Genomic DNA, 24,923 nt, shown 5'->3' on the forward strand with positions numbered 1-24,923 from the left:
GAGTCATTGCCGGGTTGCTGCTGCTTAGCTTGGCGGTCTGCTTGAGTTGGCTAATTTCTTTATCACTATTAGCCACTGTGCGTGGCGGCACGTCATTTCTTTGTCCAAAGCGACAAAGAAACGAAGCAAAGAAAACGCTTTCAGAACGAGGGCTCGTAAGTTGACCTAGCGTGCAGCCTCCACGTTTTTGGCACCCCAAAAGCACGGTGCTCGCCAGAACCACGGATGTGTGAACCCCTCCTTCTCGCGAATTCTTACACGCACACGCTTCGCCCCGTACGCTCTCGGGCAAGCACGAGTGCCAAGGAACCCGCACGGCCTCACGCGCTTCTAGTGCTTCATCGCTTTTAGTGCTTCATCGCTTTTAGTGCTTCATCGTTTGGTCAGCTGGTTGCTTGATCCGAGCAGCTATTTTTGTGGGTATGGCCTTACGTACTCTGCGGCTTTATTTCTTGGTGGGTTGACGACGTGGTTCGTCGTGCGTACAAATTGGTGGATGGTTGTTCGCGGATAGCGCGGGGTGAACCTTAGGCAGGTTCAGTCACTGGTGGCGAAGCGTGTGGGTATCCGTGTTCGGAGAAGGAGGGTTTCACACATCGGTGGCTCTGGCGAGCACCGTGCTTTTGGGGTGCCAAAAACGTGGAAACTGCACGCTAGGTCAACTTACGAGCCCTCGTTCTGAAAGCGTTTTCTTTGCTTCGTTTCTTTGTCGCTTTGGACAAAGAAATGACGTGCCGCCACGCACAGTGGCTAATAGTGATAAAGAGAAAATCCAACTCAAGCAGACCACTAACGCCGAAAGCAGCAACCCGGCATTGACCCCGACCGCTAACGCAGGAACCTGGCACCCCGGCATCAACCCCAACCGCTAACCCCAGAACCTGGCAACCCGGCACCGACCGCAACCGCTAACCCCTGACCCTAGCAACACCGCGCCAAAACCCGCCCCCGAGTGCGAACGAAAACCCCGTGCGAACGAAAACCCCGTGGAATGGGCTTTGCTGGAATCTCGTCCAATCGAGCGATATCCAGGCGAGGCGCGCAGTGACAGCACCCCAAGACCAACAACCTCAAAGCGAGATCAAGGGCTGCCCCGAAGACCTGCCCCCCGGTCTGCGCTACGTCGATGACTCCCGTCCCGGCTACACGCGCGAATGGAAAAACGGCGCCTTCGTCTTTTTCAACACCCAGGGCAACCCCCTCTCCGACGACGCCGACATCAAGCGCATCAACGCACTCGCCATCCCACCCGCTTATACCAACGTCTGGATCTGCCCCGACTCACGCGGCCACCTGCAAGCCACTGGCCGCGACGCCCGTGGCCGCAAACAATATCGATATCACCCGCATTGGCGCGAAACCCGCGACGCCACCAAGTACGAACGAATGCTGGCGTTCAGCGCCGTGTTGCCGAAACTGCGTGCACGCGTCACCCGGGATCTCGACCTCGAAGGCATGCCCCGCGACAAGGTCCTGGCCACCGTAGTCAGGCTCCTCGACACCACGCTGATTCGCGTAGGCAGCGAAGAATACGCACGCGACAACAAGTCGTATGGACTTACCACCCTGCGCAAGAAACACCTGAGCGTCAAGTCCGGCACGCTGCGCTTTCAGTTCCGCGGCAAAAGCGGGATTGAACACGATGTCTCGGTGAACGACGCTCGAATCGCCAGGATCATCAAACGCTGCATGGACCTGCCCGGTCACGACCTGTTCCAGTACCTCGACGCGAACGGCGAACGCCACACCGTCAGCTCCTCCGATATCAACGACTACCTCCACGACATCACCGGCGCCGACTTCACGGCCAAGGACTACCGGACATGGGCCGGCAGCGTATTCGCCCTGGCGGCGCTGCGCAAGCTGGCGTGGGAAACCGTGACCGAAGCACGCATGCATGTGGTCGGCACGATCAAGGAGGTATCGAAGATATTGCGCAACACACCGGCCGTGTGCCGCAAATGCTACGTCCATCCAGCGGTGATCGAAGCGTTCGAAGCCGGTGAACTTGCCGACGAACTGCCATCTTCGCGCCGATCGGGCCTGAAAACCGACGAAGCGACGCTCGCCATTTTTTTGGAAAAAGACGCGAAGCGCCGTGCTCGCGAAGCGGCGCGAGGCCGCAAGAGCCAGGCGAATGGAGCAGATCCGCGGCTCGCCCGGCTGCTCGCCAAGTCCAGTCAAAAAGCGAAAGCGGCTGCGCTGAAGAACTCGTCGAAGGACGTTGGGATGGAAGCGCTTGCGGCGGTATCGAAGGCCGCTGCACCGAAAACCGCATCGACGGCCGCGCGCCCCGCGACCAAGAAGATCGCGCGCGTACGGTCGTCGACGGCGGTGTCTATCAGTTAAGTGCTCAGCGGACCTAACCGACCTTGCTCATCTCAAAGACGTTGGTCACGGTTTCGCCATTCCATTCGTATTCCAGATACGCAGCGTGGCGGCAGTCGCGCAGCAGGGTAGTGCGGAAAGCGGCAAGGCATTCGCCGCCGTGGTCTCGCACCGATGGATACGCAATTCCCGGTGCGCCCGCTCCCCGCGCAGCCCGTCCCAACGCCTGGCCCGCAACGTAACTGGATGGCGAAAGAATCGCAGGATCGAGCGCAGCTTGTTCCAGCCGACCCTTGCATAGGTCGATGACATCCCCTTGCGCCAGCACCGTATAAAGCCGCATCTGCTGGCGCAGCGGCGCTTGTTTGGTGTCCGCTAGAAACAGCCCCGAGTGATAACGCGTCTCCTCAATGGCCGTACGCCGGTCGCGCGCGCAATAAAACACGCCGTAGCTGCCATCGGAGAAACGGCTGCCGTTCGGGTTCAGATGAGTGAAGGCCGCCATGATCGGGCCGTAACCGGCACCGAACTGCCGCTCGGCGAGCGGCACCAGATCCAGGTCACCCACTTCCGTGCGCAAGCGGTCATTGGTCATGGCCTCGAGCGCGTAGAGGGCGTCGAAATCCTGGGGCGACGCAACGCGATCGAACAAGTTCACGGCTGGAAAACGCGTGGGAATCACGCGGTAGGCCGGCGACCAGTTGAGGTCGATATGCAGCCAGTCAGCGTGCCAGTCGTTTTCAGCTTGCGGCAGATTGGATAGATCGCTCACGCCCAACCGCCCCGCATCGCATCGAGATATTGGCGAACCGCCACGAGATCGCTCACGTTGCCCGCGAGCATGCGGTCAAGCGCGCGCCGTCCGCCAAATGGCGGCGCGGTATTCGCGCGCTTGATCCAGCCATCCGCTGCTTCGGCTTGCGGCAACAGGATTTGCAAGGCTTTGTAAATGCCGAGAATCAGTGACAGCCGCTCGAGCGTGTCGCGCCCGAGACGCGCCGTTTGCGGCGTTTGTTTCCACTTGAAGTACGTGGACCGCCCGGGAGAACCCAGCAAGACGATCTGCTCATCGGCCGACAGAGTCCAGTCGCGCGCGATATTGAAAAACGCGCGCAAGCCTGCCGCGGACATGTCCGCGATCGACGGCTGGGGCGTAGGAATGGGTCGCGGGACGCGTTGAGCGCGGGACATAGATAAGTCTCGTTAAGAACTTGATTCACATATTAGTCCATTTGTGGACTATATCAAGTTTTAACTGAGATTTTGCGCTGCGCCCAAATCGATGTCCGTTCGCAGCGGAGCCAAAAAAGCGCCGCTGCTTGTGTTCAAGCGTCGTTGTTCACGGTCCCGTCGGTATCCGTGGGACCGTAGCGCCGCCCCGATACGTGCGCGCGCAGTACTTCTGCAATCTCGGAGGTAGTGAACTCTGCCGGCACGACGCTCAGTTGACTGCATGGATCGCTTTTGCGCGCCCATTCAACCATGCGATACGGCTTGCCCCATGGCCTTTCCACAGCCTCGGAAAGCCGGCATTCGTGCAGCGGCAGGGCGTGATCGGTTTTCATCGTGGACTTGATGTTTTGAAACGATGCGCTTGCGGCCATGACGTGTCCTCGCGGTGAAAGCCCTGATTTAAAAGCCGCCGTCTTCGGCGGCGACAAAAGCTCGCGTTTGTAATGTGCCCTCTGACAATTAAGTGCAACTTAAAACCAGGCGGGTTTACGTGCACACTGCTCTTCGCCGCACGAATGCTTTTCCGTCGCGCGGCATTACTGTATATTCATACAGGTGAGTGCTTTTGCGTGGACACGAAACATGAACAGTCATTCTTCTGCTGAAGCCGCTGCGCTCGCGCGATACGTGCAAGCTACCCGCGCGGTATCGGCCGCTTTTGACGCTACACGCAGCGAACCGGAACTGGCCGCCGACGGCCGCACCGTCGCGTTGGCGCTGCAACGGCTGGACAGCGCGTTGCTTGAACTCGATACATCGCAGCGCTCGCTCGACGCTATACTTTCGCGCGCTGGCGGACACTGAACACTCTGGAGCAATTGCTGTGAGATCTGCTTTATCCACACTCTCTTCGAACGTCTTGCTTGCAGTCGTCGCCGGATTCCTGGGTTTCGGCTCACTCGCAGCGGCAGCAGCCGAGCGATACGTCGAAGTCTGGAATCCGCCTGAAGCGCAGATGCATAAATCGAAGGCCAAACCGCATGGCGTGCAGTCGGCGCAGGTAAAGAAAAAGCGCAAGAGCGGCCCCGCCGTCAAGCAAGTCGCCGATAAAACCAACATCGCACCACCAGCGCTCACGACGGCTCCGGCGATTCCGGGACACGCGAAAACAGCGCCCAAAGGACCGGACTCAACGCCGCGCCTGCCGCCGCTGATCGGGCCGGACGGACGTGTCCTGCGCGTGTGAGCCTGCGTTTAGTACGTTGATCCAGCGCGGCACGCAGTTCTAAAAAGCGGACCGCACAACTCCGCCGTCCACTCGCAACGCTGCGCCATTCGTAGCCGACGACGCTTCCGAGCACACATACACCACCATATTTGCTACTTCCTCGGTTGTGGCAAAACGCTTGAGCAGCGAACTCGGCCGCGCCGTTTCGAAGAAGCCCTTCTCGAACTCTGCGAACGACTTGTCGCCCATGCCCTTCGCGGCCATTTCATCGAGGCCGTCGGAATGCGTCGGACCCGGTAATACCGCGTTCACCGTCACGCCTGTGCCTGCACAGTGTTCGGCAAGCCCACGCGACAACCCGAGTTGCGCGGTCTTCGTCACACCGTAGTGGATCATCTCGACGGGAATCTGAATGCCGCTCTCGCTGCTGATAAACACCACACGGCCCCAGTTCTTCGCTTTCATCTTCGGCAGGTAGGCGCGCGCCAGCCGTACGCCTGACATCACGTTGGTATCGAAGAAACGCAGCCATTCGTCGTCCGGAATTTCCTCGAACGGTTTCGGATCGAAGATGCCCAGGTTGTTCACCAGCACGTCGACGGCCGGATAGCGCGCGACCAGCGCATCGATCTGGCGGGCGTCTGAGAGGTCCCCGGCGAAGCCTTCAGCGTTCGCGTTGGGCACCTGAGTGCGTAGCTTTTCCAGGGCTTCATCGACGGATGCCTGCTTGCGGCCGTTCACGATCACGCGCGCACCTTCGCGAGCAAGTCCCGTGGCGATCGCAAGGCCAATGCCTTTCGTCGATCCCGAGACGAGCGCGAGTTTGTCTTCCAGGTGGAGGTCCATGAAATGTGTACTCCTTGATTAGCGGATGTCGAAGAGTAGTCGGTAGCCAATGAAAACCGCCTGCCACAAGCGATGTTCTACTTTGGCAGGCGATAACACAGCAGTTTCGAGTCTGCGCCTGACTAAACGGCAAACAGGCAAACGGCTGACACCAGTCGACTTATACCCCTAGATTCGTCCCATGAGCAGCAGCACGATCACAACGACCACCACCACGCCCAAAATCCCGCTTGGGCCATAGCCCCAGCTACGGCTGTGCGGCCATGAAGGGAAAGCCCCGAGTAGCAGCAGGATCAACACGACAAGCAAGATTGTTCCGATCATTCCACTTCTCCTTAATTATTAAAGTCTGCTGAAGAGTGAATGGCGATGCCGCGTATGGTGCGGCGTGAGTATTGGCGGATTGCTTCTTTATGTGTCCACAGCGCCAATACCCTCGCGATTGCCGCTTTGATTGAGCAAGCGCTGTGCCTATGGCGAAAAGCAGGTGGCGCGGGGAGGGAGCCGGAGAGAGGAAAAACAGCTGCCGGCTATCGGCAAATTCTGCAAGCGCGCGAGCGGTTTGAAAAAACCGCTCGCGCTTAATGTGCAACGGTGCGTGCAACTGGGGGCGCGTGAAACGGGCTTAAAACCGCGTTTGGAATAGCCCGATAAATCTACTCATATGGCGCTTAGAACAAACCGCGGAACACCCAGAACAATCCCGCGGCGAGTCCGATCGAAACGGGCAGGGTCAAGATCCAGGCAAGCGCGAGGCTGCGCACAGTGCGCCATTGCAGCCCTGAACCGTTCGCCGCCATGGTTCCCGCCACGCCCGAGGACAGCACATGGGTTGTACTGACCGGCAGGCCGTAGACGTCCGCTGCGCCAATCGTCAACATCGCGACGAGTTCCGCCGACGCCCCTTGTCCATAGGTCAGATGGGTCTTGCCGATCCGTTCACCGACCGTCACCACGATCCGCTTCCAGCCGACCATCGTGCCCAAGCCGAGCGCGACCGCCACCGCCACTTTCACCCACGTCGGGATGAACTTGGTCGAATGGTCGAGCTGGCCTTTGAAGTTCTTGAGCACGGCAGCGTCGTCGGCGGCGAAGGCGGGCGCATTTTGCTTGTCCATCAGGCGCAGCGCTTCGGAGGTCACATACATGTTATTGCGGACGTTGCCCACGATATCTTGCGGCACGGTCGCCATCGACGACGAAGGCCCGACTTGTCCATCGATGATATCGGTGAGCTGCTTCAGCGCGACCACGGTGTCCGGCTGGACCGCCTTGGTCTGCACGTAGTGCTGTACCACCGCGCGCGGGTCTGCAACGGGTGCGGCGCCACTGGTGTACTTGCCGAGCACTTCGGACGCGTGGTGGCCGACCGACAGGAAGGTCTGCGTCTCGGCCGGCGTAACGGCCTTGTTCAGCGCATAGGCGGTCGGCACGGTGCCGATCAGGATCAGCATGATGAGGCCCATGCCTTTCTGGCCGTCGTTGGAACCGTGCGCGAACGACACGCCCGTGCACGTCAGGATCAGCAGGCAGCGAATCCAGAACGGCGGCGGCGTGTTTTTCTTCGGCTCTTTGTAGAGCGCGGGAATGCGCACCACGAGCTTCATCACGTACAGCAGGAATCCCGCCAGGATGAAGCCGACCAACGGGGAGAACAACAGCGATTTGCCGACCGCGAGCGCCTGGTTCCAGTCGACACCCGATGTCCCCGACGGGCCGTGCATCATCTGGTTCATCAAGCCGACGCCGATCACCGAGCCAATCAGGGTATGGGAGCTCGATGAAGGAATGCCCAGCGCCCAGGTACCGAGATTCCAGATGATCGCGGCAATCAGCAACGCGAAGACCATTGCAAAACCCTGCGATGTCCCGACGCCCAGGATGAGTTCCACCGGCAGCAGTTGCAGGATGCCGAACGCCACCGCGCCGCTCGATACCAGCACGCCGAGAAAATTCCATGCGCCCGACCAGACGACCGCGAGATTCGGCGCGAGCGAATGGGTATAGATGACGGTGGCGACGGCATTTGCCGTATCGTGGAAACCATTTACGAATTCGAACCCAAGGGCGATCATCAAGGCGACGCCAAGCAGGACGTAAGGCAGTATCGAAGACTGTTGGACCGACTCCAGGTCGTGCATCAGATGCGTCACGCAATAGATAATGCCAACGCCGATCACGACGAGGAATATCGGCATGCTCAGCCGGCGTCCGAGTGAGCGGGGCCCGTTGCTGTCGTTACTATCGGGTAGGGTCAAGTCAGGCATGGAACATCCTTTGAGCTAGAGGCTGCGCGTGTGACGTAAGGGATTCAGGTGTAGAGAAACACTGGAAACACTGAAAGGCGTTGCTTCTGGCGGTGGCGGCAACCATGTTTGCACACGGTTTATGGCTTTTTGATGACATTGAAAGAATTGAAATTTGTCTGATCTGAAGGTGCGGTTCGCGACTTGCTGCCAGCTAAGGACAGCCGCTCATGATGGGGAAGTTATGTTGCAACTCGTCGAGTTGAGGATGGTTTCTCTGGATGTTTCGAATGGTCCGCTGGACGAAGCGCTGGCGCGACTGAGCCGGTTCGCTACGGCGCGCCGGACGGATTTCGCGCTGCGATCGCAAAAAGCCGGGACGAATCTGGCCGAGTGGGAAGTTGGGATCGAGACGCACGATGACCATCGGGTTTTCGTGGCAATGCACCGGGACTGGCCGCTGGTCCGGCGGATTGAAACCGAGGCGGGTCCGTTTGACACGCTGCATGGCTGGATCAAGTCGGAGGAAGCGCTGACTGATCTCAAGACCTTGCTCGGCGATGCCAGCTTTACATTAAGCGAGGCCACCGAGACGGCGATCGTCGAGTGGGACACGCCCGGCGAGATGGACACCGGTGTGCACGTGCGCGCCACGCTGCGACCCGACCCGGATCGCCCGGCAATGCTGACGCTCACGGCCGCTCCCGACGCACACGAAGCGCTGTTCGCGAGCGCGCATGAGATTGTGGAGGCGCTGCCGTTCCTGATCGTACCTATTCCTATCGACAGCTCCTTGCGCGAGCCGGTCACGGCCTGCAAGCTGAAGTTGCCTGAAGAGGCCAGCACGACCGATGCATTCGTCTTGATTGGCAAGTCAGTCGCGGCGCAGTGGTTCGGCAACGACGCTGCGTCGCGTGGCGGGCTCGAGGTGGAACACGTGCATCAATTGCGTGTCGCGCAGCGTCGCCTGAAGACGGCGCTCAAGCTTTTCCCGGATTGGATCGACGAGGCGTGGACCACGGAAATCGCGCCCGACCTGAAATGGTTCGGCGATTTGCTGGGCGATGCCCGCGACTGGGACGTCTTCACCGACACCACGCTTGCCGCCTATGCGGAATCGGATGATCCGCAGCACAAGGACGCGTGGAAACCGACGCATGGCGCCGCCGACAGCAACCGCATCGCTGCCCGGCAGCGTCTGCAGGACGCGATGAATTCCCCGCGTTACGCTCGGCTCGCGCTGTCCTATGTCGAGTGGTTCAGCGCGCTTGAGCCGCCCCCTGGCCATGCGGACCAGACGCTCGCCGTCTATGCACAGAAGCGCATCACGAAGCATTATCGGAAGATCGAGCGTGCACCGGACCTCACCACGATCGATGCCGCGACGCGGCACAAAGTGCGCATACACGCCAAGCGCTTGCGTTACGCGCTCGAATTTTTTCGCTCACTGCTGACCCGGAAAACCCGTAAGGAGGTGGAGGACGCATTGGGGAAGTTGCAAAGCGTCCTGGGCGACGGCAACGACGCGGCCGTTGCTGCTCAGCGTCTGGCCGATCTGAAGGAAGCCGGCGAATTCCAGAAGGGTTTGGCCAAGGGCTTTGCCGTCAACGCGCAACGGATGAGCGCAATGGAAGGCGAGCGCATCCTGCGCAAGATAAAGCCGCCGCGGATCAAGTGAATGAACGCATCGCTATACCTACACTCTTCACACTTTCCTCATGACTGACGAATCCCGTAGTACACCGCACGATCCCATCGAAGTAGGCGGATCAGTCTGGTTTCGCAGCGGCGAGGCCACCCTCGGCGGCGCGGCGCGCATCGCGTTGCTCGCGGCCATCCAGCAGACCGGTTCGATCACAGGTGCCGCGAAGGCCGTCGGCATGAGTTATAAGGCGGCGTGGGACGCCATCGACACCATGAATAACCTCGCCGGCACCGCGCTCGTCGTGCGTGCCACGGGCGGCAAGGGCGGCGGCGGGACCACTTTGACGGCGAAGGCTCTCAGACTGATCGATACGTATCGGGCGATCGAACGGGAGCATCGGGCGTTTCTGGAACGCGCCGGCGCCGCGATTGAAGGCTTCGCGCAGGACTGGCGGCTGATTGGACGAATCGGCATGAAAACGAGCGCACGCAACCAGCTGTTCGGCACGGTCAGTAAAGTCACGCGCGGTTCTGTGAACGACGAAGTCCAACTTACGTTGTCCGGTGGCCAATCGATCGTCGCGGTGCTCACGCACGAAAGCACCACATCGCTCGGTCTCAAGGAGGGTGTGGAGGCGTTCGCGCTCGTGAAGGCGTCGTGGGTCATGCTAATGGTCGATGACGCCGAAGAGTCCTCCAAACCCATGCGGATCTCGGCGCGAAACCAGTTGCGCGGCAAGGTGTCCAGCGTGACGCCGGGCGCGGTGAACGCGGAGGTATCGCTGGCACTGGACGATGCCACCACCGTCACTGCCGTCATCACGAACGAGAGCGTGACGACGCTCGGCCTGGTGGAAGGCCAGGCCGCCATCGCGGCATTTAAGGCGTCGAGCGTGATTCTTGGCGTGACGGACTGAGTGTGTTGAGGGCATCGTCCGGTTGCACGATGCCTTCGCGCAAACTCACGACCTGATCGCCGAACATGGCGACGTCGTCGGGATCGTGCGTGATGAGCACCATGGGAATGTCCAGGCGGCTTTGAAGGTCGGCCAGTTCCTGGCGCATGCGCTGACGCAGGGTCATGTCGAGCGCTGAAAAAGGTTCGTCGAGCAACAGCAATTGCGGATGCGGAACCAGCGCTCGCGCCAACGCAACGCGTTGCTTTTGCCCACCCGACAATTGCGCCGGAAACTGCCGCGCGACCTGGGTCAGGTCGAACGCGTTCAGCCAATAGTCCACATCGGTGTGCGCAACATGTTTCGACGGATTCCACCAGCCGCGCTTCAGGCCGAAGGCAATGTTCTGGCGCACGTTCAGGTGCGGGAACAGCGCATAGTCCTGAAACAGATACGCGATCCGACGCGCTTGCGGGCTCAGGTCGATCGCGTTGGCTGTATCCAGCAGCGTGGCGCCATTCAGGACGATCTCGCCTTCATCCGGTGTGATCAGCCCGGCGATGGTTTGCAGCGTCAGGCTTTTGCCTGCGCCCGATGGCCCGAACAGCACGATGCGCTGGCTGGTCGAACGAAACGAAATATCAAGCATGAAGTCGCGCTCGGGCGTGATGAAATGCTTGCGCAAGCGGACGGCGAGGGCGGTCATCGCGGTCATCTTCAACGCACCGATGCGGTGGAGCGCTGCGGCAGCAGCCGTCCGGCTGCGAGCAGGATAACCACGCACGTGACCGAGGTCACGATCACGAGGATGTTTGCGGTGCTGTCGTCGCCGGCCTGGACCGCGGCGTAGACGGCGACCGAGAGCGTTTGCGTTCTGCCCGGCAAGTTCCCCGCGATCATCAGCGTGGCGCCGAACTCCCCGAGCGCCCGCGCGAACGCGAGCAGTGCGCCGGCCAGGATGCCGCGTGCGGCGAGCGGCAGCGTCACGCGAAAGAACACGGCAGCTTCACAAATGCCGAGCGTGCGTGCCGCACGTTCGAATTGCGGGTCGACGGTTTCAAACGCGGTGCGCGCCGACTTCAGAACGAGCGGAAACGCAACCACGGCTGACGCGATCACCGCGCCTTGCCACGTGAATACCAACTGGATGTCGAACTTGTCGAGCCATGCACCGATCACGCCGCGCCGGCCAAGCAACACGAGCAGGTAATAACCGAGGACGGTAGGCGGCATGACCAGCGGCAGCGTCAGCAACGAGTCGACGAGCTCACGCGCCGGCGAACGCCAGCGCGACAACCCAAACGCCACCGCGACGCCGAGCACGACGTCGATTGCTGTCGCCCATCCCGCTACCTTCAGCGACAACAGCAGTGGGATCCACGCCTGGTCCATGGTTCTATGTTCTATATAGCGTCATTTCACCGGCGGTTTGAAGCCGAATTGCGCGAGCGTCTTCTGGCCGTCCGGCGACAACACATACGCGATGAACTGCTGGGCGTCGGCTGCGTGTTTGCTCTGCGCAACCTGGGCGATGGGGTAGGTAATCGATGTTTGCGTCGGCACGTTCAGCGCCACTTTCACGCGATCCGGCATCACGGCGGCGTCGGTGCTGAATACGAAGCCGGCGTCCACTTCGCCGCGTGCCACGTAGTCCAGGCTTTGGCGCACGTTGGCCGCGAGCACGCCCTTGGCGCTGACTGCGTCCCATACGCCGGCTTCCTTGAGCGCGCCTTCGGTATAGCGGCCGACCGGTACTGACGCCGGGTCGCCGTAAGCGACGCGTTTCACGCTGGCGACTGTCAGGTCCTTGACGCTGGCGGGTGCAAACGCGCTGTCTTTCGGCACGATCAGCACGAGCGAGTTGGCGGCAAAGTCGCGGCGCGAATCGGTGGCGATGACCTTTTCGTCGACAGCCTTGTCCATGGCTTTTTGATCGGCGGAAGCGAACACATCGGCGGGAGCGCCTTTCACGATTTGCTGCATCAACACGTCGGAGGCGCCGAAGTTCATCAGGACTTTCGTACCGGGATGCTGTTTCTCATAAGCGTCGCCGATAGCCTTGAACGCATTGGTCAGGCTTGCTGCAGCGGAGACGACAATTTCATCAGCGTGGGCGGCGGATTGCAGCGTGAACGTGAAGACAGCGGCGATCAGCGAGTGCTTGAAATTGAACACGATGGACAGGTCGAGGGAAATGGAAAGCGCATCGTAATATATTTGGGTTTATAACGATAGGTCGTTCGTTTCCCCTACTTTGCGCTGGTGGCATCGACCCCGATCGCCCTCCAGATGGTGACGAGCGCAGCCCCTTTACGACTCCGACGTCCCTGAAAACCTCACATCGATATGTTGCGACCGCGGTGCAACGGGCTTGTCATAGCGTCCCGCTTTCCATCGAGCGCGAATGTAGGGTTGCTCGCGGCCTGACAAATGCAGGGCGACATCCGTGATCCAGCGCTGCGTTGGCACAGAAATCCCGTGCAGCGTGATAGCTACCATTGCAAGGCTTACCGCAACCGGCGCCGCTGCCAATTTGCCGGATTCAGCCCGCCAGGCGAACACCACGAAAACCAACGCGGCGAGCGCGCCGAGCCCGCATCCTGTCACCACCTCCGACACTGAATGCGCATGCAGCAAGATCCGCGACACGCCGACCACAATGCCGATCAGCACGCCAGCGGTCACGCCAGACGCGCGCACCCATCGACGCCCCGGCAAACACGCGACGAAAAAAGCCACCGGCAATACCGCCGACGACACCATCGCATGACCGCTGATGCCCGTGAAATCCAGGTCGCGCACGCCGACACCCCATCCCATGAACGCGATTTTGGTCAGCGCGACCAGTACGCTGGCGGCGCCGAGCACCGCTAGCCAGCACGCGGCGTAACGCCATGGATACCCAAGCGCCAGCCATGCGGCAACCGCGAGCGCGAGCGGAATCATGACGCCGACGCTGCCGAGCGAAGTAATCGAGAGCCAAAGAGAAAGCGGCAAGTCAGGCATGAAGATTGATACTGCAGAGCGTGAAAGAGCCAACAGTATACCTGCCAGGCGGCCCTCTAAAATTTTTAGAGGGAGTCTAAAAATAACAACGCATTGAATCAAAATTCTTGCAACGTACGGTATCAACCGCTTACATGACGTCAACCTGACGCAATGTGAAATTCTGTGATGCACACACGGTCTCGGAATCGGTGTTATTGTGCACTGCACAACATTCGTCATTCCCGATGGGTTTGGCGATCCTTTTCCTCAGTGCGGACCCTTAATTCGATGCCAAAAAGCCTGACAAAACTCTGGCTGCGAGGCTTGAAACGCCTTGTAGCGACGCAGCTCGCTCCGCCCCGAGCGCCTAAAACGCGCGCTCCGGCGAAGTCTGTCCGCGCCAAGGTGGCCAAGGTGACTAAGCCGGCCTCGGCGAAACCCAAAATTACACCGAAACCGCGTGTTGCTCGCGAGTCACGGGTGAGGCCGCGCGCCTCGGCGTGGGCGGCGGGAAAGTGGACCCGGTCGTTCCATTCGGCTCCGCCGACAGCGGGCCGCTTCGTCAACCACCTGGCATACGCGTTGTATCTGCCGACAGGCGCATCCCTCACGGACATGCCGCTGGTCGTGATGTTGCATGGCTGCCAGCAATCGGCTGAAGAGTTCGCCCAGGGCACGCGCATCAATTTACTGGCCGACCGCTTCGGATTTGCCGTGCTGTATCCCGAGCAGTCGAAAACGGCGCACGTGCACCGCTGCTGGCATTGGTACGAAGATTCAGCCAATTCGGGCGGGGGAGAGGCGGCAGCGGTCGTTTCCCTGGTGCGCGAGGTGGTTGCGCGTCACCATTTCGACTCCGAGCGTATTTATGTGGCCGGAATGTCGGCCGGAGCGGGGCTGGCAGCCATGCTCGCCGTTAAGTATCCGTCGCTGTTCGCGGCCGTCGGATTGCACTCAGGCGTGGTCTTCGGCGACGCACACTCCGCAATCGGTGCAATGGACGCCATGCGGCGCGGCAGCCGCGGCGACCCTGTCGGCCTGATCGACGCTGCGGTCGACGTCGCCGATTACCCCGGCATGCCGGCCATGATCGTGCATGGCGAGCTGGATTCGGTCGTATCGAAGACCAATGCCGAGCAACTGACAACGGAATTCCTGCGCCTGAACCGTTTCATCGACGCAAACGGCGCCTGGCGCAGCGGTGAACGTCGCGAGGAAAAGCAAGCCGACAACGTTGTGACGGACTACGTCAAAAGTGGGCGGCGAGTCATCAAGACGTGCGTCGTCCGCGGTTTGGGCCATGCCTGGAGCGGCGGTGACGACACCGTGCAGTTCCATTCTTCCAAAGGTCCGGACGCATCGGCCATGTTCTGGGAATTCTTCAAATACCAGCGTCGCGTGCAATCGGCCGTGCGCGACGAGACCCTGGTTTAGCCTCGAGTGTTGTAAAAAAGTCTTTCGTATCAACGTGATTCTTTTTTGAGCACTAGTATTTGCTTAGGGATTACCCTATACTTCGTTCAAAGCAGTAGGTAATTACCCTAATCATTTAAGCGAGGTTCACCATGTATCTACTCAGCCGCCTCTTCCTGTTCCTGACCAAATCCGCCGACCAGCGTGACAAGGAGCGCAACGACGCTTATCTGGCCGAAGCTACCGACATTTATGATCTCGAATACCGCATGCAGAAGCTGGATCGTCGCGTAACGTCGCGTCATCCCTCGTGGCTCGCACAGTAATTCCGCAATAGTCCCGCGGTAGTTCGCTAGTCAGTAGAAGGACAAGCAGGATTCGTCACGCCGAAGACGGCGTTGTCGAAGCAAAAAAATGCCGGCCACGAAGGCCGGCATTTTTGCGTCTGGCGCTTGCTGGAGCGTTGGCGCGATAGGCGCGAGCTTTCCGCCGCTCATGCGCCCCAACCTTGAGCTCAGACCAGCTTGACCCGTACGTCGACGTTACCGCGCGTCGCGTTCGAATACGGGCACACTTGGTGAGCTGTCTCTACCAGCGTTTGCGCTTCAGCCGCATCCAGTCCCGGCAATGAGACACGTAATTCAACGTCCAGCGCGAAGCCGCCCTTGTCATTCGGGCCCACGCCCACGTCGGCGGTAACCGTCGTATCGGCGGGGATGGTCTTCTTTTCGTGACCGGCGACAAACTTCATCGCGCTCAGAAAACAGGCCGAATAACCAGCAGCAAACAGTTGTTCAGGGTTCGTGCCGGCTGCGCCCGAGCCGCCCAATGCCTTCGGCGCGCTCAATTTCACGTCCAGGTTTTCATCCGACGATACTGCCCGGCCGTCGCGGCCACCCGTGCTCGTTGCGGTTGCTGTGTAAAGAATGCTCATCATGTTCTCCTGTTCAATGGTTGCCGCCCGGCGGCAGAAAGAGGTTACTGCAGGTCTGAAGTTCGGTAACGCGGTGCCAACGGGAATAAATATATCGCACTAATCATTAGTGCACAAATTAAATTGACGTATCGACGATTGATTGTGACTATCGGTTTTTTAGGATTCGTTGTGTTCCATCAGGGACGTACGCAGCTGCACGAGATCGTCGCGCAGTTTGATAAGCTGGTCGGCGTCCGATCCGGCTGCGCAGTAGATCTCGCCGGGAATATCGCGGATAGCGTTCTTCAGTTCACGGCCGGCGTCGGTAAGGTGGATGTGTACTTGCCGCTCGTCTTCAATACCGCGCACGCGCTTGACGTACCCCTGCGCTTCAAGACGCTTGAGCAGAGGCGTCATGGTTGCCGAATCGAGACTTAGCCGTTCGGCCATCTGCTTGACGGTCAGATCATCGCTTTGCCATAACACCAGCATGGTCAGGTACTGGGGATAGGTCAGTCCGACCTTGTCCAGCAGCGGTTTGTACGTCTTGGTCATCGCGAGTGAGGTCGAGTACAGCGCGAAGCAAAGCTGGGCGTCGAGTTCGAGCGAGAATTGCGGGAGTGAGGTCATGGCGGTCGCGCCTGAATACGCTAAAAACGGATATAGCGATAGTGTACGCAAATATTTAGCGCACGAAGGAAGTCGCGGGTCCCCGCTTCACGACACGTCACAAAATAAAACGCCGATGACCAGGCAGTCATCGGCGTTCGCTCATCAGTTTTCGTTCATCCGGGAAGACTCACACCGGCGGTTCGGACGGATCCGGGATATCAGGTGAATCCTCCGATTGCACCCCGAAACAGCCGCGATACGTCGCGTAAAACGAGCAATACAACGCGGTCGTGACAAGGATGGACGCTGGCATCAACACCGCGAGGGCCATATCCTGCTCGGCGCCCAGCGCCTGCATCAACGCGCTGAGTCCGAAGGACACGGCCAGCGCAATACCAATCCATAACACGCCGTAGATGACGAACGCGCCGCGATTGCGCCAGCAACTCACGAAGCTGAAGAACAGCGCTTTCACCGGCGGTACGTCGTGCCAGGCGACCAAAATGGGCGCGAACCAGAACAGCATGGCCACCGGCAGATAGCAGACCATGGCGACCAGCACCGCGAGCGGGTTGAAGCTTGCCGCCACGGTTTCCGGATCGCCGGCCGGACCGTTGCCGAGCATCATGTTGAGCAGCAAGCCGCCGTCGGCCAGCGCGGACGCGGCGAAGATCAAGCCCATGGCCGCCACGTAGATCACGCCAAGTACGAGCAAGCGGCGGGCGACGATCTGTCCGTAGGTACGAAAGCCGTCGACGAGCACCGTCGGCCAGACCGGTTTCTTGGCGATGGTATTGCGGCAAGCCGCCATGAACCCTACGGCCACGCCCGGAATCAGCAGCAGCGGCAGCACGGGACCGATCAGCGGCAGCCGCGAGATCAGCGTCATGGCAAACAGATAGGCGAAGAACACCGTGAGAAACGCGAGCGGATTCCGGCGAAACAGCCAGATACCCTGGCGGAACCACACATAACCGGTTTTGGCGGGGACTTCGATCAATTGCATTGATTAATTACCGTGAACGGGAGGGGGCGCAACTTTGATGCGCTCGCGCAAGATGCGTTCGAAATGGCCGGGATCGTGCGGTTTTAGCATCTCGGCTTCGCGTGGCCGGTGAAAATCATAAAGGCGCGACACCCAGAAGCGCAACGCGCCCGCGCGCAGCATGTCGTTCCAGTGATGCGCTTCGGCCGGCGTGAACGGGCGCACTGTCTGATAGGCGCGCAGCAACGCGTCGACTCGTGCCATATCCAGCGCGCCAGTAGCCAGATCGATGCACCAGTCGTTCACGCACACGGCGACATCGAAGAGCCATTTGTCGTTGCCGGCGAAATAGAAATCGAAGAACCCGCCGAGCCGCGTTTCATCCGCGCTCGGATGCGCGAACAGCACATTGTCGCGGAACAGGTCGCAATGGCATGGGCCTTCGGGCAACAACCGGTACTCTTCCGATGCAAAAAACGCCGCCTGATGCGCGAGTTCGCTGGTAATGAGCGCGCGCTGTGCGTCGCTTAAATGCGATAGCACCGCTGGCACGTTCTCTTGCCACCATGCGAGGCTGCGCAGGTTCGGCTGATACGCGGGAAAATCCCGGCCGGCCAAATGAAGCCGCGCCAGCATTTGGCCCACTTCAACGCAATGCAAGGGACCCGGCGCCAGTTCCGGTGCGCCGTCCAGTTTCGTCACGATCGCCGCCGGCTTGCCGTTCAGCGTACCGAAAAGCGCACCGTCGAGGCGGGGCATGGGATCGGGAACCGGCACGGCGTGATGTGCCAGATGGCGCATCAGATCGAGATAAAACGGCAATTGCGTGGCCGTGAGGTTCTCGAAGATCGTCAGCACATACGCGCCGCGCGTGGTCGTCAGGAAGAAGTTGCTGTTCTCGATACCGGATGCAATGCCACGGAAATCGACGGCTTCGCCGAGTTCGTAGTGCTGGAGCCAGTCGGTGAGCTGGGAATCGGTGACAGCGGTGAATACGGCCATGCGGGAGAGCTTTGGTGAGGTTGAACATGCAGGATGACCGGCAACAACATGCGGCGGGCGGGTCAGTCAGGCGTTGCGTCGCCGTGAAACGGTGGCGCGGCGCCGGGCTCAGCGGATGAAACGGACGGCGGTGGCAGGCTGTCGAGCGCTCGATAGGCGCTCGGAGCGCTCAAAACTACTCATCACTAAGCGCTGGACAACCCTTCAATAAACGCTCAGTAAGTCAGGTTCCACGAAGGCAGGCGCGTGCTGGGCTTGCCGTTATCGCGGACGCTCGGCGACGTGTCGGCGGGTGCGCTCATCTGATAACGCGTGCCGAAGTTCGAGCGCACGTCGATTTCAACGGGCTTGCCTTTGTCGCGGTATTCCGTGATTTCGGTGCCGTTCGTGCTTTGTTCGTGATAGCTCGGCAGGCGCGGCGGCGAAATTTCGACCTTCGACGTGACCTGCGCGGCCGGCCGGTTGATGGCCTTCAGGTCCGGCAGCCCGGCATTCTCTTCAGGCGACATGACGTGCGCAGGCGGAGCATCCGTCGCGGGGGCCGATTGCGCGTAGGCGCCCATGCTGGCTGCGGCGAGAATGGCCGCGATGGCGACAGATTGAAGCGGCTTCATGATGTTTCTCCAGATGAGTGCCCGGATTTTAGCAAAACGCACTCGTGAAAGGGGCACTAAAGGGTCACCGAAGGGACACTAAAGGGTCACCGAAGGGACCTTGAGCCGCGCCCAAAAGCCTTATTTTGCGCTGGTTTCATTGAAACCGTGTTGGCGTGGCGAAACGTGTTGAAGAAACGCATCGCCGGGAGGGGTGTTCATGGGCGGGTGGTTCTTCCGTGTTAATGTCGATTCATCACAAGAGGTAAGCGCGTCTTTGTCACTGTCGTCTGTTAAGCCACGGGCGCAGAAGTTTTTGGTTCGTGTACTAACGTGTGTACTTTCCCGTTCCCGTGCCCTCAGACATGCTCCTTTCGGTTCCGGAATAAGGAAATCTCACGGCACAGTGCGCACTGTCGAAGGTGAACGCTCCGAACACACTTGTCGAACAGGGAGTGAATTCTATCTAGACGCGAGAATGGAGAAGAATGCTGAGAAGATCTGGGCGAAGGATCCGCGCGAGACTTTGATTTGAATTAGATTTAGTATTACAGCCGTAACTATTTATTCATGGGGGAGTACAGCCGCGCTTGCGATAGTGGGCTTGTTGCGCCCGCCACTGGTGGGTTCGGCGCCAAATTGACCATAACAGGATCTGGTCGATCGACCAGATTGTTCGCCACAGCAGACGGCACAGCAGCCGACGGATCTCCTATAGGCTGAGCGGAACCACGCCGTCAGGCTTTTTTTTGCTACGTACCCGAAGGACGGCAAGCATGGCGTGAGCGAGCAGCGCGAGAGTGATATGGCGATACCAACCCTGCCATCGACGCACTTCATACTGATCAAGTCCGCATTCGCCCTTGGCGGCTTCAAAGCCAATCTCGATCTCCCACCTACGGCCCGCGACGCTGACCAACGTCTGCGGTGTAGCCTTGCGCCGTGGGGTGTAGACGACGTAGTGAGTATGCTCGCGCCTCTCATCCAGGCTGCGCCTCACCAGCAGGTAATGCCCGAAGCGGCGTTCCTCAGGCCTTACATTCCGCAGATCGAGGACACAATTTGGCGTGAATTTCGTTGGCGGTCGGGCAGGCGAAGTGCGCATCCGGCCCCGCCGGGTAGCCTGAGCAACTGACGCTGCAAATCCGTGATTGGTGTGAAACAGCATTAACCGACCTTGAATATTTAGTATTCCTACATTAACATAATGGGAGAATGTCCAACCCACAAGAACTTTCTCCGCCCAAGGCTCGCTTTATCCTGCACAGCGAGCGACTGGGACCTTTACCCCTCGTCAATCACTTCATTGATCGCATCGGCCTGGAGTCCTTGCTCGATCGCCACGTTCTATCAGACGCGCGCTGTGCGGTGCCTCACGCCCGGGCCCTTGGCGTGCTGCTGCGCTCAATCATCGTCGAGCGCGAGCCGATTTACCGCCAGCAGGAGACGGTCCACGGCTTTGCGAGCGGGATGTTTGGCGTCGGTTCTGAGGAGATGAATCACCTCAGCGATGATCGGCTTGGCCGTGCGCTGGATCACCTGTTTGACGCCGACCGCGCGGCCTTGCTCACCGAGGTGGCACTGGCCGTTGCAGAGCGCTTCGACGTGAACTTCGACGAATGTCACAACGACAGTACGACGATCAGCTTCTATGGCAGCTATCGTGGTGCCTCAGGCCGCAAGATCCGCGGACGCACGGCACCGGTGATCACCTATGGTCATTCGAAGTGCCATAGGCCCGATATGAAGCAACTGCTGTTCATCCTCACCATGAGCGCCGACGGCAACATTCCCGTCGCGTTTCGCTGTACCGACGGCAACACGAGCGACTCGCGCACCCACATCGAGACCTGGAATACGCTGCGCGCCGTGGCGGGGCGCAGCGACTTCCTCTATGTGGCCGATTCAAAACTTTGTTCCCGAGAGAACATGGACCATATCGATCGCGCGGGCGGACGGTTCGTCACCGTGTTGCCCCGCAATCGCCTGGAAGACGCCGAGTTCCGCCAGTGGATCCAGACCAACACCCCTGACTGGACCTGTGTGTGGGACCGGCCCAATGCGCGCCACAGCGACGGGCCGCGCGACTGCTGGTATGTCTTTCGCGCGCCGCTACTGTCGGCCGAAGCCTGGCCCGTAGTATGGGTGTGGAGTGCGTTGCTGACCCTGCGCCAGGAGGCCCGGCGACGCAGGAACATCGCCGCGGCCATTGAAGAGTTCCAGCAGTTACGCGCGCGGCTAGCCGGCTCGAAGACGCGGCTGCGTGGCGCTGCCGAGATTGACCTGCAGATAAAGGTGATTCTCGAGAAGCACCACGTCGCTCGCTATCTGAAGGTCCGTCGTACCGTGCGCGAAGAACACGAGTACCGGCAGACGCGGCGGGGTCGCCCGGGGCCCGAGACGGCTTACCGCAAGATCACCAGGCGGCGCTTTGACATCGAGTGGACGACGGACGAACAGAGCATCGCTTACGATCACAACAGCGATGGGATGTATCCTCTGGTCACAAACGATCGCAGTCTGTCGCCGGCCCAGGTGCTGGAAGCCCACAAGGGTCAGCCGATGATCGAGAAGCGCTTCGAACAGATCAAGACCGTGCATGAGATCGCACCGGTGTTCCTGAAGGATGAGGGCCGCATTGAGGCTTTCTTCACGCTGTACTTCCTCGCTCTGCTCGTGCAGGCGCTCATTGAACGCGAGCTGCGCCTTGCCATGAAGCGCGAGACTATCGACGAACTGCCTCTTTATCCCGAGCAGCGTCAGTGCGCACGCCCCACGACCGAACAGATCCTGCGCCTGTTCAGCCTCGCCGAACGTCACCGGCTGATCGAGGGCGCACACACGGTGCAGGTCTTCGACGTTCCCCTCACGGAATTGCAGCGTCAGCTGCTCAGGCTACTCGGCGTCCCGGAAGACGCCTTTCGCCCGCCGGACTAGCGACGAAATTCGCGCCAAATTGTGTCCTCGACGTGCGGAATGTAAGTCAGGCGTGGTCTGCAAACGCCAAAGCGGAGTAAGCGCCCAGTCGTACAGACGCTCGCCTTTGATGCCCGCGCCTGCCTAGAGACGTCGCCACGCCCTGGCCGGCAAGCTCTCTGCGATCTTGTCAGCGCGAACGTACGTCGGCCCCTGCCACCACAGTGGTTCGTTCTTCGCGACAGCCAGCACGAAGGACTGTTCGCGCGACTCAAGCCATAGCCGCAGATGCCGGTCACCACCGTATACCTCATCGCCTGTTACCGAGGCGCACGGCACGCCTACATCCAGTGCTCGCTCAAGCATGTGTCTGGCAAGCTGGGGTTTGGTCGAGAGCTTTATCGTGTCGGGAGCGCCTGCAGCCTTGCAACGCGGTGGATCATCAATCCATGATTGGGGTAAAAATAAAGCTCGCGGTCGATGAAGGCGCTACCCCCATGGCCCGCATAGCAGAGAAACACCCCGATCTGGCTGTTCTCGATACGTCCGGCGGTCCCGCTGTACTGGCGCTGCACACCCGCCGAGTGTTCACATTTCTTGACGAAGCCAGTCGCATCCACTACCAGCACCGCGTCACTCGCACCCAACTGTTCAACCACGTACTGGCCCAATACATCGCGCGCGGCATCTGCATCCCATCTCGCTCGCTCGAGCAGATACTGAACCCCGTCTGGGCTCGAGTCGCCGATGCATTCCGCGAGCTGCCAGCCGTTCTTACGTTCAACCGTACCCAGCAGTCCCTTCGGGTAGGACAGCGAGCGCTGTCGCGATTCCGAGCGACTGAACTGGTCACAGAGCCGCTCGTGCAATGCTTCAAGCCCACGCTCCCATGCCTTCACGAGTATCTTCATGTTTCATAATTTATGTAGTATGACTAATTTAATATGGCATTAAATAGTTACGGCTGCAGTATTAGAGCCGAATGCGTCCGGACCCGTTTGAGTGCTGCCGCAGAAGCGCGTCCAGTTTTAATCGGTTACCCCGCAACTGACAACTGCGCTCAGGTCGTCGGCTCGCACCAGTCGCGACCGGTGCCGCCCGAGTAGCCACGGTCACACTTGTGCGTTTTTTTCGCCGATGCCGCTTTGCCTGTCGGTGCTTTTTAGCGATGGCCTACTTAGCCGGTGCCTTGGCGGTCGCAGTTTTCTTGGGAGCACCCTTCGTTGATGTTGTCTTCTTCTCTGCTGTCTTCTTTGCAACAGCGCCGCTTGCAGCCGAAGACCTCGACTTACCAGCTTTGCCTGCGGAACTTGTCTCAGTCGCGACGGCAATCAAAAACTTCGAACGATCTTCTGCCGCCGCAAGCCATGCAGGCGCCGGGCCACGTCCGCTCCATTTTGCGCCGCTTATGGGGTCGAGGTATTTCGCTGGCTGCAGACCTTTGCGCTGTCCTTTGTGATCCACTGTACCGCCAACTGCCACGGTTTTCTTGGTTGCGGTCTTCGCCGTTCTCACGGTGCCACCGCCCGTGCCGCCAATCAAGAACTTGCTGCGGTCCTTAGCATTTGCAATCCATGCCGGCGCGCGCCCGTGTCCAGTCCAGGTGGCACCCATTTTAGGATGGCGATATTTCGGCGACTTGACTCCGGTGACAACTGAACTACTCGCCACCTTTCGCGTCGCGGCGGTGTTGGGCTTGGAGCCCGCTGGTCGACCGCGCCGCTTCTTTCCAGTCGAGTGAGCGGCGATGTCTGCGGTAGTAAGACCATGCTCTTCCATTAGCTTGCGGATGTCGGTTAGGACAGACTGCGCGCGCTTGGCAATCAACTTTTCGGCTTGTTCTTGAAGCTTCTTCATCTTGTCTTTGATTTGTTCGAGCGTCGGCATTGTGGCCTCCTTAGTAGATCTGCCCGCAATATGCCACGCGAGTTCCAATTGCGAAAGGGTTGAAAAGACTTCGCAGTCCACTGACGTAGCGACTTATTACGATAGGGGGTGAGGGTCTCCGGCGATTCAAGGTCTGTCGTCACCACCTGCGTATGCCGATTACACCGACTCCAATGCGCGGTGAGGTGCTGTTTGTCGCAAAACAGTGACCATCCGAGAGCAGGACTGTCGCTTAATTCGGCCGCCTTTGAAGGCGCTCAAAGCTATATTCGGTAAAGGTTTTGCTGGACTCACCCAGATGAAGCGAGGTACAGGCCACCATTTTCGTGATTTTCATGTCAAAAACCCTTTGATTTAAGGCCTAAAACGTTGCGTCTTGATGTCAGTGTTGATACGCTGGCGCCCAACCCGAGGATTTGTACCTTTGCGTTAGTCGGTGACGGCGCAAAGGCAAAGGTCTTGGGCAACCTTTGACTAGAGAAGAGGAATTCATGGCAACAATCGGTACCAAGAAACCTGCGGCTCCCGCCACGAAGAAAGCCGCACCCGCGAGCAAAAAAGTTACTGCACCGGTCGCGAAAAAAGCAGCCGCGCCTGTGGCAGTTGCTGCCACGCCCTTGAAACCTATCAAAGATACGTTCACGAAGGCATCGCTGACCATTCATCTGGCTGAGCGATCTGGTGTCGAACCGAAGGCGGCCAAGGCGTTGTTGGCCGCCCTTGAAGAGACGGTGCTCGCATCCATTCACAAGAAGGGCGCGAAAGAGTTCACGCTGCCGGGCTTACTGAAGGTAGTCGCACAAGATGTGCCGGCCAAGAAAAAGCGCTTTGGCAAGGACCCGTTCACGGGTGAAGACAAATGGTTCGCGGCGAAGCCGGCTTCGGTGCGCCTCAAGGTGCGCCCGCTGAAAAAACTGAAGGACGCCGCGCTGTAAGCGAAAGTGTTTTGAAGCGGTAACGCCCCTCGCGACGAAAATCCGAGGGATGTTTTCCATTTTCCGCCGGCGGCCCAAGACGTCGACATGACAAACTGGGAGGCTGAGAATTTGATAGAGGGCGATGCATGAGTCGTCTCCCAGTCTCGTAGCTGAATGCTTGAGTCTGCCATATCACAAGCACCGCGGCCGTAGGCGCCTTCGCCTGCGATAGAAAACTAAAAAAGTGCCACTAGCTGAAAAATAACGGGGTAACTGTGTATAAAAATAAGCGGGTATCCCTCGTGGTTGAATGCCAAAGAGTAGCGTTTGCTA

The 24,923-nt window shown here is 59.5% G+C and carries 26 protein-coding genes and 2 pseudogenes; 10 read left to right on the forward strand and 18 right to left on the reverse strand.

Annotation, left to right across the window (positions count from 1 at the left end; translation table 11 throughout):
- The first annotated feature begins 1,044 nt into the window (after positions 1-1,044).
- Positions 1,045-2,349: a DNA topoisomerase IB gene (locus FH08_RS0143985; RefSeq protein WP_035568838.1), complete on the forward strand. Its 1,305-nt coding sequence runs from the start codon at positions 1,045-1,047 to the stop codon at positions 2,347-2,349.
- A gap of 13 nt (positions 2,350-2,362) precedes the next feature.
- Here FH08_RS0143985 and FH08_RS0143990 read toward each other — a convergent pair whose 3' ends face one another.
- The 3 genes from FH08_RS0143990 to FH08_RS0144000 form a co-directional block, all read right to left on the reverse strand.
- Positions 2,363-3,046, reverse strand: a complete 684-nt coding sequence (locus tag FH08_RS0143990) for an RES family NAD+ phosphorylase (RefSeq protein ID WP_031364469.1) — start codon at positions 3,044-3,046, stop codon at positions 2,363-2,365.
- Positions 3,047-3,096: 50 nt separating this feature from the next.
- Entirely contained in the window at positions 3,097-3,519 is a 423-nt protein-coding gene (locus FH08_RS0143995; protein ID WP_031364470.1) for an MbcA/ParS/Xre antitoxin family protein, read from the reverse strand.
- 134 nt (positions 3,520-3,653) lie between these two features.
- Positions 3,654-3,932, reverse strand: coding sequence for a DUF2866 domain-containing protein (locus FH08_RS0144000; protein WP_031364471.1), 279 nt, complete (start codon positions 3,930-3,932; stop codon positions 3,654-3,656).
- Positions 3,933-4,143: 211 nt separating this feature from the next.
- On the opposite strand from FH08_RS0144000, the gene FH08_RS0144005 reads away from it, so the two are divergent.
- Both FH08_RS0144005 and FH08_RS0144010 read left to right on the forward strand, forming a co-directional pair.
- On the forward strand, positions 4,144-4,365 hold the full coding sequence (locus tag FH08_RS0144005; RefSeq protein ID WP_031364472.1) for a hypothetical protein: 222 nt from the start codon (positions 4,144-4,146) through the stop codon (positions 4,363-4,365).
- 19 nt (positions 4,366-4,384) lie between these two features.
- Entirely contained in the window at positions 4,385-4,747 is a 363-nt protein-coding gene (locus FH08_RS0144010) for a DUF1328 domain-containing protein (protein ID WP_235210694.1), read from the forward strand.
- 39 nt (positions 4,748-4,786) lie between these two features.
- Here the strand turns inward: FH08_RS0144010 and FH08_RS0144015 are convergent, their stop codons facing one another.
- Both FH08_RS0144015 and FH08_RS51020 read right to left on the reverse strand, forming a co-directional pair.
- Positions 4,787-5,575, reverse strand: coding sequence for an SDR family NAD(P)-dependent oxidoreductase (locus tag FH08_RS0144015; protein ID WP_031364474.1), 789 nt, complete (start codon positions 5,573-5,575; stop codon positions 4,787-4,789).
- A 168-nt stretch (positions 5,576-5,743) separates the two neighbouring features.
- The gene (locus tag FH08_RS51020) at positions 5,744-5,899 is read right to left on the reverse strand and encodes a DUF3309 family protein (RefSeq protein WP_035568840.1); all 156 of its coding nucleotides are present in this window, start codon (positions 5,897-5,899) and stop codon (positions 5,744-5,746) included.
- A gap of 39 nt (positions 5,900-5,938) precedes the next feature.
- On the opposite strand from FH08_RS51020, the gene FH08_RS52320 reads away from it, so the two are divergent.
- The gene (locus FH08_RS52320; RefSeq protein WP_152603074.1) at positions 5,939-6,160 is read left to right on the forward strand and encodes a hypothetical protein; all 222 of its coding nucleotides are present in this window, start codon (positions 5,939-5,941) and stop codon (positions 6,158-6,160) included.
- 86 nt (positions 6,161-6,246) lie between these two features.
- Here the strand turns inward: FH08_RS52320 and FH08_RS0144025 are convergent, their stop codons facing one another.
- On the reverse strand, positions 6,247-7,842 hold the full coding sequence (locus tag FH08_RS0144025) for an inorganic phosphate transporter (protein ID WP_031364475.1): 1,596 nt from the start codon (positions 7,840-7,842) through the stop codon (positions 6,247-6,249).
- A gap of 223 nt (positions 7,843-8,065) precedes the next feature.
- On the opposite strand from FH08_RS0144025, the gene FH08_RS49875 reads away from it, so the two are divergent.
- On the forward strand, positions 8,066-9,499 hold the full coding sequence (locus FH08_RS49875; protein WP_081889799.1) for a CHAD domain-containing protein: 1,434 nt from the start codon (positions 8,066-8,068) through the stop codon (positions 9,497-9,499).
- Positions 9,500-9,539: 40 nt separating this feature from the next.
- Positions 9,540-10,382 (forward strand): TOBE domain-containing protein, encoded by an 843-nt coding sequence (locus FH08_RS0144035; RefSeq protein WP_031364477.1) that lies wholly within the window; start codon positions 9,540-9,542, stop codon positions 10,380-10,382.
- Here the strand turns inward: FH08_RS0144035 and FH08_RS0144040 are convergent.
- The 4 genes from FH08_RS0144040 to FH08_RS0144055 form a co-directional block, all read right to left on the reverse strand.
- Entirely contained in the window at positions 10,345-11,067 is a 723-nt protein-coding gene (locus FH08_RS0144040; RefSeq protein WP_051888993.1) for an ATP-binding cassette domain-containing protein, read from the reverse strand. The genes FH08_RS0144035 and FH08_RS0144040 overlap by 38 nt on opposite strands.
- 11 nt (positions 11,068-11,078) lie before the next feature.
- A complete protein-coding gene (gene modB / locus FH08_RS0144045; protein ID WP_031364479.1) occupies positions 11,079-11,753 on the reverse strand; it encodes a molybdate ABC transporter permease subunit in 675 nt (224 codons plus the stop codon).
- 21 nt (positions 11,754-11,774) lie between these two features.
- Positions 11,775-12,536, reverse strand: a complete 762-nt coding sequence (gene modA, locus FH08_RS0144050) for a molybdate ABC transporter substrate-binding protein (RefSeq protein ID WP_419178058.1) — start codon at positions 12,534-12,536, stop codon at positions 11,775-11,777.
- Between the two features lie 135 nt (positions 12,537-12,671).
- The gene (locus FH08_RS0144055; protein WP_031364481.1) at positions 12,672-13,367 is read right to left on the reverse strand and encodes a phosphatase PAP2 family protein; all 696 of its coding nucleotides are present in this window, start codon (positions 13,365-13,367) and stop codon (positions 12,672-12,674) included.
- A gap of 270 nt (positions 13,368-13,637) precedes the next feature.
- On the opposite strand from FH08_RS0144055, the gene FH08_RS0144060 reads away from it, so the two are divergent.
- Positions 13,638-14,783 carry a PHB depolymerase family esterase gene (locus FH08_RS0144060; RefSeq protein ID WP_031364482.1) on the forward strand — a complete coding sequence of 382 codons (1,146 nt, stop codon included), beginning with the start codon at positions 13,638-13,640 and terminating at the stop codon, positions 14,781-14,783.
- Between the two features lie 131 nt (positions 14,784-14,914).
- The gene (locus tag FH08_RS51025) at positions 14,915-15,088 is read left to right on the forward strand and encodes a DUF3563 family protein (protein WP_075583458.1); all 174 of its coding nucleotides are present in this window, start codon (positions 14,915-14,917) and stop codon (positions 15,086-15,088) included.
- A gap of 188 nt (positions 15,089-15,276) precedes the next feature.
- Here FH08_RS51025 and FH08_RS0144070 read toward each other — a convergent pair whose 3' ends face one another.
- The 6 genes and pseudogenes from FH08_RS0144070 to FH08_RS52325 all read right to left on the reverse strand — a co-directional run.
- The gene (locus tag FH08_RS0144070; RefSeq protein WP_031364483.1) at positions 15,277-15,696 is read right to left on the reverse strand and encodes an organic hydroperoxide resistance protein; all 420 of its coding nucleotides are present in this window, start codon (positions 15,694-15,696) and stop codon (positions 15,277-15,279) included.
- A gap of 159 nt (positions 15,697-15,855) precedes the next feature.
- On the reverse strand, positions 15,856-16,308 hold the full coding sequence (locus FH08_RS0144075) for a MarR family winged helix-turn-helix transcriptional regulator (protein ID WP_031364484.1): 453 nt from the start codon (positions 16,306-16,308) through the stop codon (positions 15,856-15,858).
- Positions 16,309-16,477: 169 nt separating this feature from the next.
- Entirely contained in the window at positions 16,478-17,296 is an 819-nt protein-coding gene (locus FH08_RS0144080; protein WP_031364485.1) for a BPSS1780 family membrane protein, read from the reverse strand.
- 3 nt (positions 17,297-17,299) lie between these two features.
- Positions 17,300-18,277, reverse strand: coding sequence for a homoserine kinase (locus FH08_RS0144085; protein ID WP_031364486.1), 978 nt, complete (start codon positions 18,275-18,277; stop codon positions 17,300-17,302).
- A 215-nt stretch (positions 18,278-18,492) separates the two neighbouring features.
- Positions 18,493-18,891 carry a hypothetical protein gene (locus FH08_RS0144090; RefSeq protein ID WP_031364487.1) on the reverse strand — a complete coding sequence of 133 codons (399 nt, stop codon included), beginning with the start codon at positions 18,889-18,891 and terminating at the stop codon, positions 18,493-18,495.
- Between the two features lie 691 nt (positions 18,892-19,582).
- Positions 19,583-19,876, reverse strand: a pseudogene (locus tag FH08_RS52325) (transposase); the annotation flags it as partial.
- Between the two features lie 209 nt (positions 19,877-20,085).
- Here FH08_RS52325 and FH08_RS0144100 point away from each other — a divergent pair.
- Positions 20,086-21,807, forward strand: coding sequence for an IS1634 family transposase (locus FH08_RS0144100; protein ID WP_031364489.1), 1,722 nt, complete (start codon positions 20,086-20,088; stop codon positions 21,805-21,807).
- On the opposite strand, the pseudogene FH08_RS54575 reads toward FH08_RS0144100, so the two are convergent.
- Both FH08_RS54575 and FH08_RS0144110 read right to left on the reverse strand, forming a co-directional pair.
- Positions 21,793-22,697: pseudogene (locus tag FH08_RS54575) on the reverse strand (IS701 family transposase); the annotation flags it as partial. The gene FH08_RS0144100 and the pseudogene FH08_RS54575 sit on opposite strands and share 15 nt — an antisense overlap.
- Before the next feature lie 262 nt (positions 22,698-22,959).
- The gene (locus FH08_RS0144110; RefSeq protein WP_031364490.1) at positions 22,960-23,673 is read right to left on the reverse strand and encodes an H-NS histone family protein; all 714 of its coding nucleotides are present in this window, start codon (positions 23,671-23,673) and stop codon (positions 22,960-22,962) included.
- 491 nt (positions 23,674-24,164) lie between these two features.
- Between FH08_RS0144110 and FH08_RS0144115 the strand changes: the two genes are divergently transcribed.
- Complete coding sequence (locus FH08_RS0144115; RefSeq protein WP_031364491.1) at positions 24,165-24,608, forward strand: HU family DNA-binding protein; 444 nt, start codon at positions 24,165-24,167, stop codon at positions 24,606-24,608.
- The last annotated feature ends 315 nt before the right edge of the window (positions 24,609-24,923 follow it).

The organism is Caballeronia sordidicola, from assembly GCF_000729995.1.
Taxonomy (GTDB): Bacteria; Pseudomonadota; Gammaproteobacteria; order Burkholderiales; family Burkholderiaceae; genus Caballeronia; species Caballeronia sordidicola_A.

What these genes read in the sequence shown, in the direction of transcription:
- FH08_RS0143995 (WP_031364470.1), bottom strand. Translation starts at nt 3,519, where the DNA reads ATGTCCCGCGCTCAACGCGTCCCGCGACCCATTCCTACGCCCCAGCCG.
- FH08_RS0144000 (WP_031364471.1), bottom strand. Translation starts at nt 3,932, where the DNA reads ATGGCCGCAAGCGCATCGTTTCAAAACATCAAGTCCACGATGAAAACC.
- FH08_RS0144005 (WP_031364472.1), top strand. Translation starts at nt 4,144, where the DNA reads ATGAACAGTCATTCTTCTGCTGAAGCCGCTGCGCTCGCGCGATACGTG.
- FH08_RS0144015 (WP_031364474.1), bottom strand. Translation starts at nt 5,575, where the DNA reads ATGGACCTCCACCTGGAAGACAAACTCGCGCTCGTCTCGGGATCGACG.
- FH08_RS51020 (WP_035568840.1), bottom strand. Translation starts at nt 5,899, where the DNA reads ATGATCGGAACAATCTTGCTTGTCGTGTTGATCCTGCTGCTACTCGGG.
- FH08_RS52320 (WP_152603074.1), top strand. Translation starts at nt 5,939, where the DNA reads ATGGCGATGCCGCGTATGGTGCGGCGTGAGTATTGGCGGATTGCTTCT.
- FH08_RS0144025 (WP_031364475.1), bottom strand. Translation starts at nt 7,842, where the DNA reads ATGCCTGACTTGACCCTACCCGATAGTAACGACAGCAACGGGCCCCGC.
- FH08_RS49875 (WP_081889799.1), top strand. Translation starts at nt 8,066, where the DNA reads ATGTTGCAACTCGTCGAGTTGAGGATGGTTTCTCTGGATGTTTCGAAT.
- FH08_RS0144035 (WP_031364477.1), top strand. Translation starts at nt 9,540, where the DNA reads ATGACTGACGAATCCCGTAGTACACCGCACGATCCCATCGAAGTAGGC.
- FH08_RS0144040 (WP_051888993.1), bottom strand. Translation starts at nt 11,067, where the DNA reads ATGACCGCCCTCGCCGTCCGCTTGCGCAAGCATTTCATCACGCCCGAG.
- modB (WP_031364479.1), bottom strand. Translation starts at nt 11,753, where the DNA reads ATGGACCAGGCGTGGATCCCACTGCTGTTGTCGCTGAAGGTAGCGGGA.
- FH08_RS0144055 (WP_031364481.1), bottom strand. Translation starts at nt 13,367, where the DNA reads ATGCCTGACTTGCCGCTTTCTCTTTGGCTCTCGATTACTTCGCTCGGC.
- FH08_RS0144060 (WP_031364482.1), top strand. Translation starts at nt 13,638, where the DNA reads ATGCCAAAAAGCCTGACAAAACTCTGGCTGCGAGGCTTGAAACGCCTT.
- FH08_RS51025 (WP_075583458.1), top strand. Translation starts at nt 14,915, where the DNA reads ATGTATCTACTCAGCCGCCTCTTCCTGTTCCTGACCAAATCCGCCGAC.
- FH08_RS0144070 (WP_031364483.1), bottom strand. Translation starts at nt 15,696, where the DNA reads ATGAGCATTCTTTACACAGCAACCGCAACGAGCACGGGTGGCCGCGAC.
- FH08_RS0144075 (WP_031364484.1), bottom strand. Translation starts at nt 16,308, where the DNA reads ATGACCTCACTCCCGCAATTCTCGCTCGAACTCGACGCCCAGCTTTGC.
- FH08_RS0144080 (WP_031364485.1), bottom strand. Translation starts at nt 17,296, where the DNA reads ATGCAATTGATCGAAGTCCCCGCCAAAACCGGTTATGTGTGGTTCCGC.
- FH08_RS0144085 (WP_031364486.1), bottom strand. Translation starts at nt 18,277, where the DNA reads ATGGCCGTATTCACCGCTGTCACCGATTCCCAGCTCACCGACTGGCTC.
- FH08_RS0144090 (WP_031364487.1), bottom strand. Translation starts at nt 18,891, where the DNA reads ATGAAGCCGCTTCAATCTGTCGCCATCGCGGCCATTCTCGCCGCAGCC.
- FH08_RS0144100 (WP_031364489.1), top strand. Translation starts at nt 20,086, where the DNA reads ATGTCCAACCCACAAGAACTTTCTCCGCCCAAGGCTCGCTTTATCCTG.
- FH08_RS0144110 (WP_031364490.1), bottom strand. Translation starts at nt 23,673, where the DNA reads ATGCCGACGCTCGAACAAATCAAAGACAAGATGAAGAAGCTTCAAGAA.
- FH08_RS0144115 (WP_031364491.1), top strand. Translation starts at nt 24,165, where the DNA reads ATGGCAACAATCGGTACCAAGAAACCTGCGGCTCCCGCCACGAAGAAA.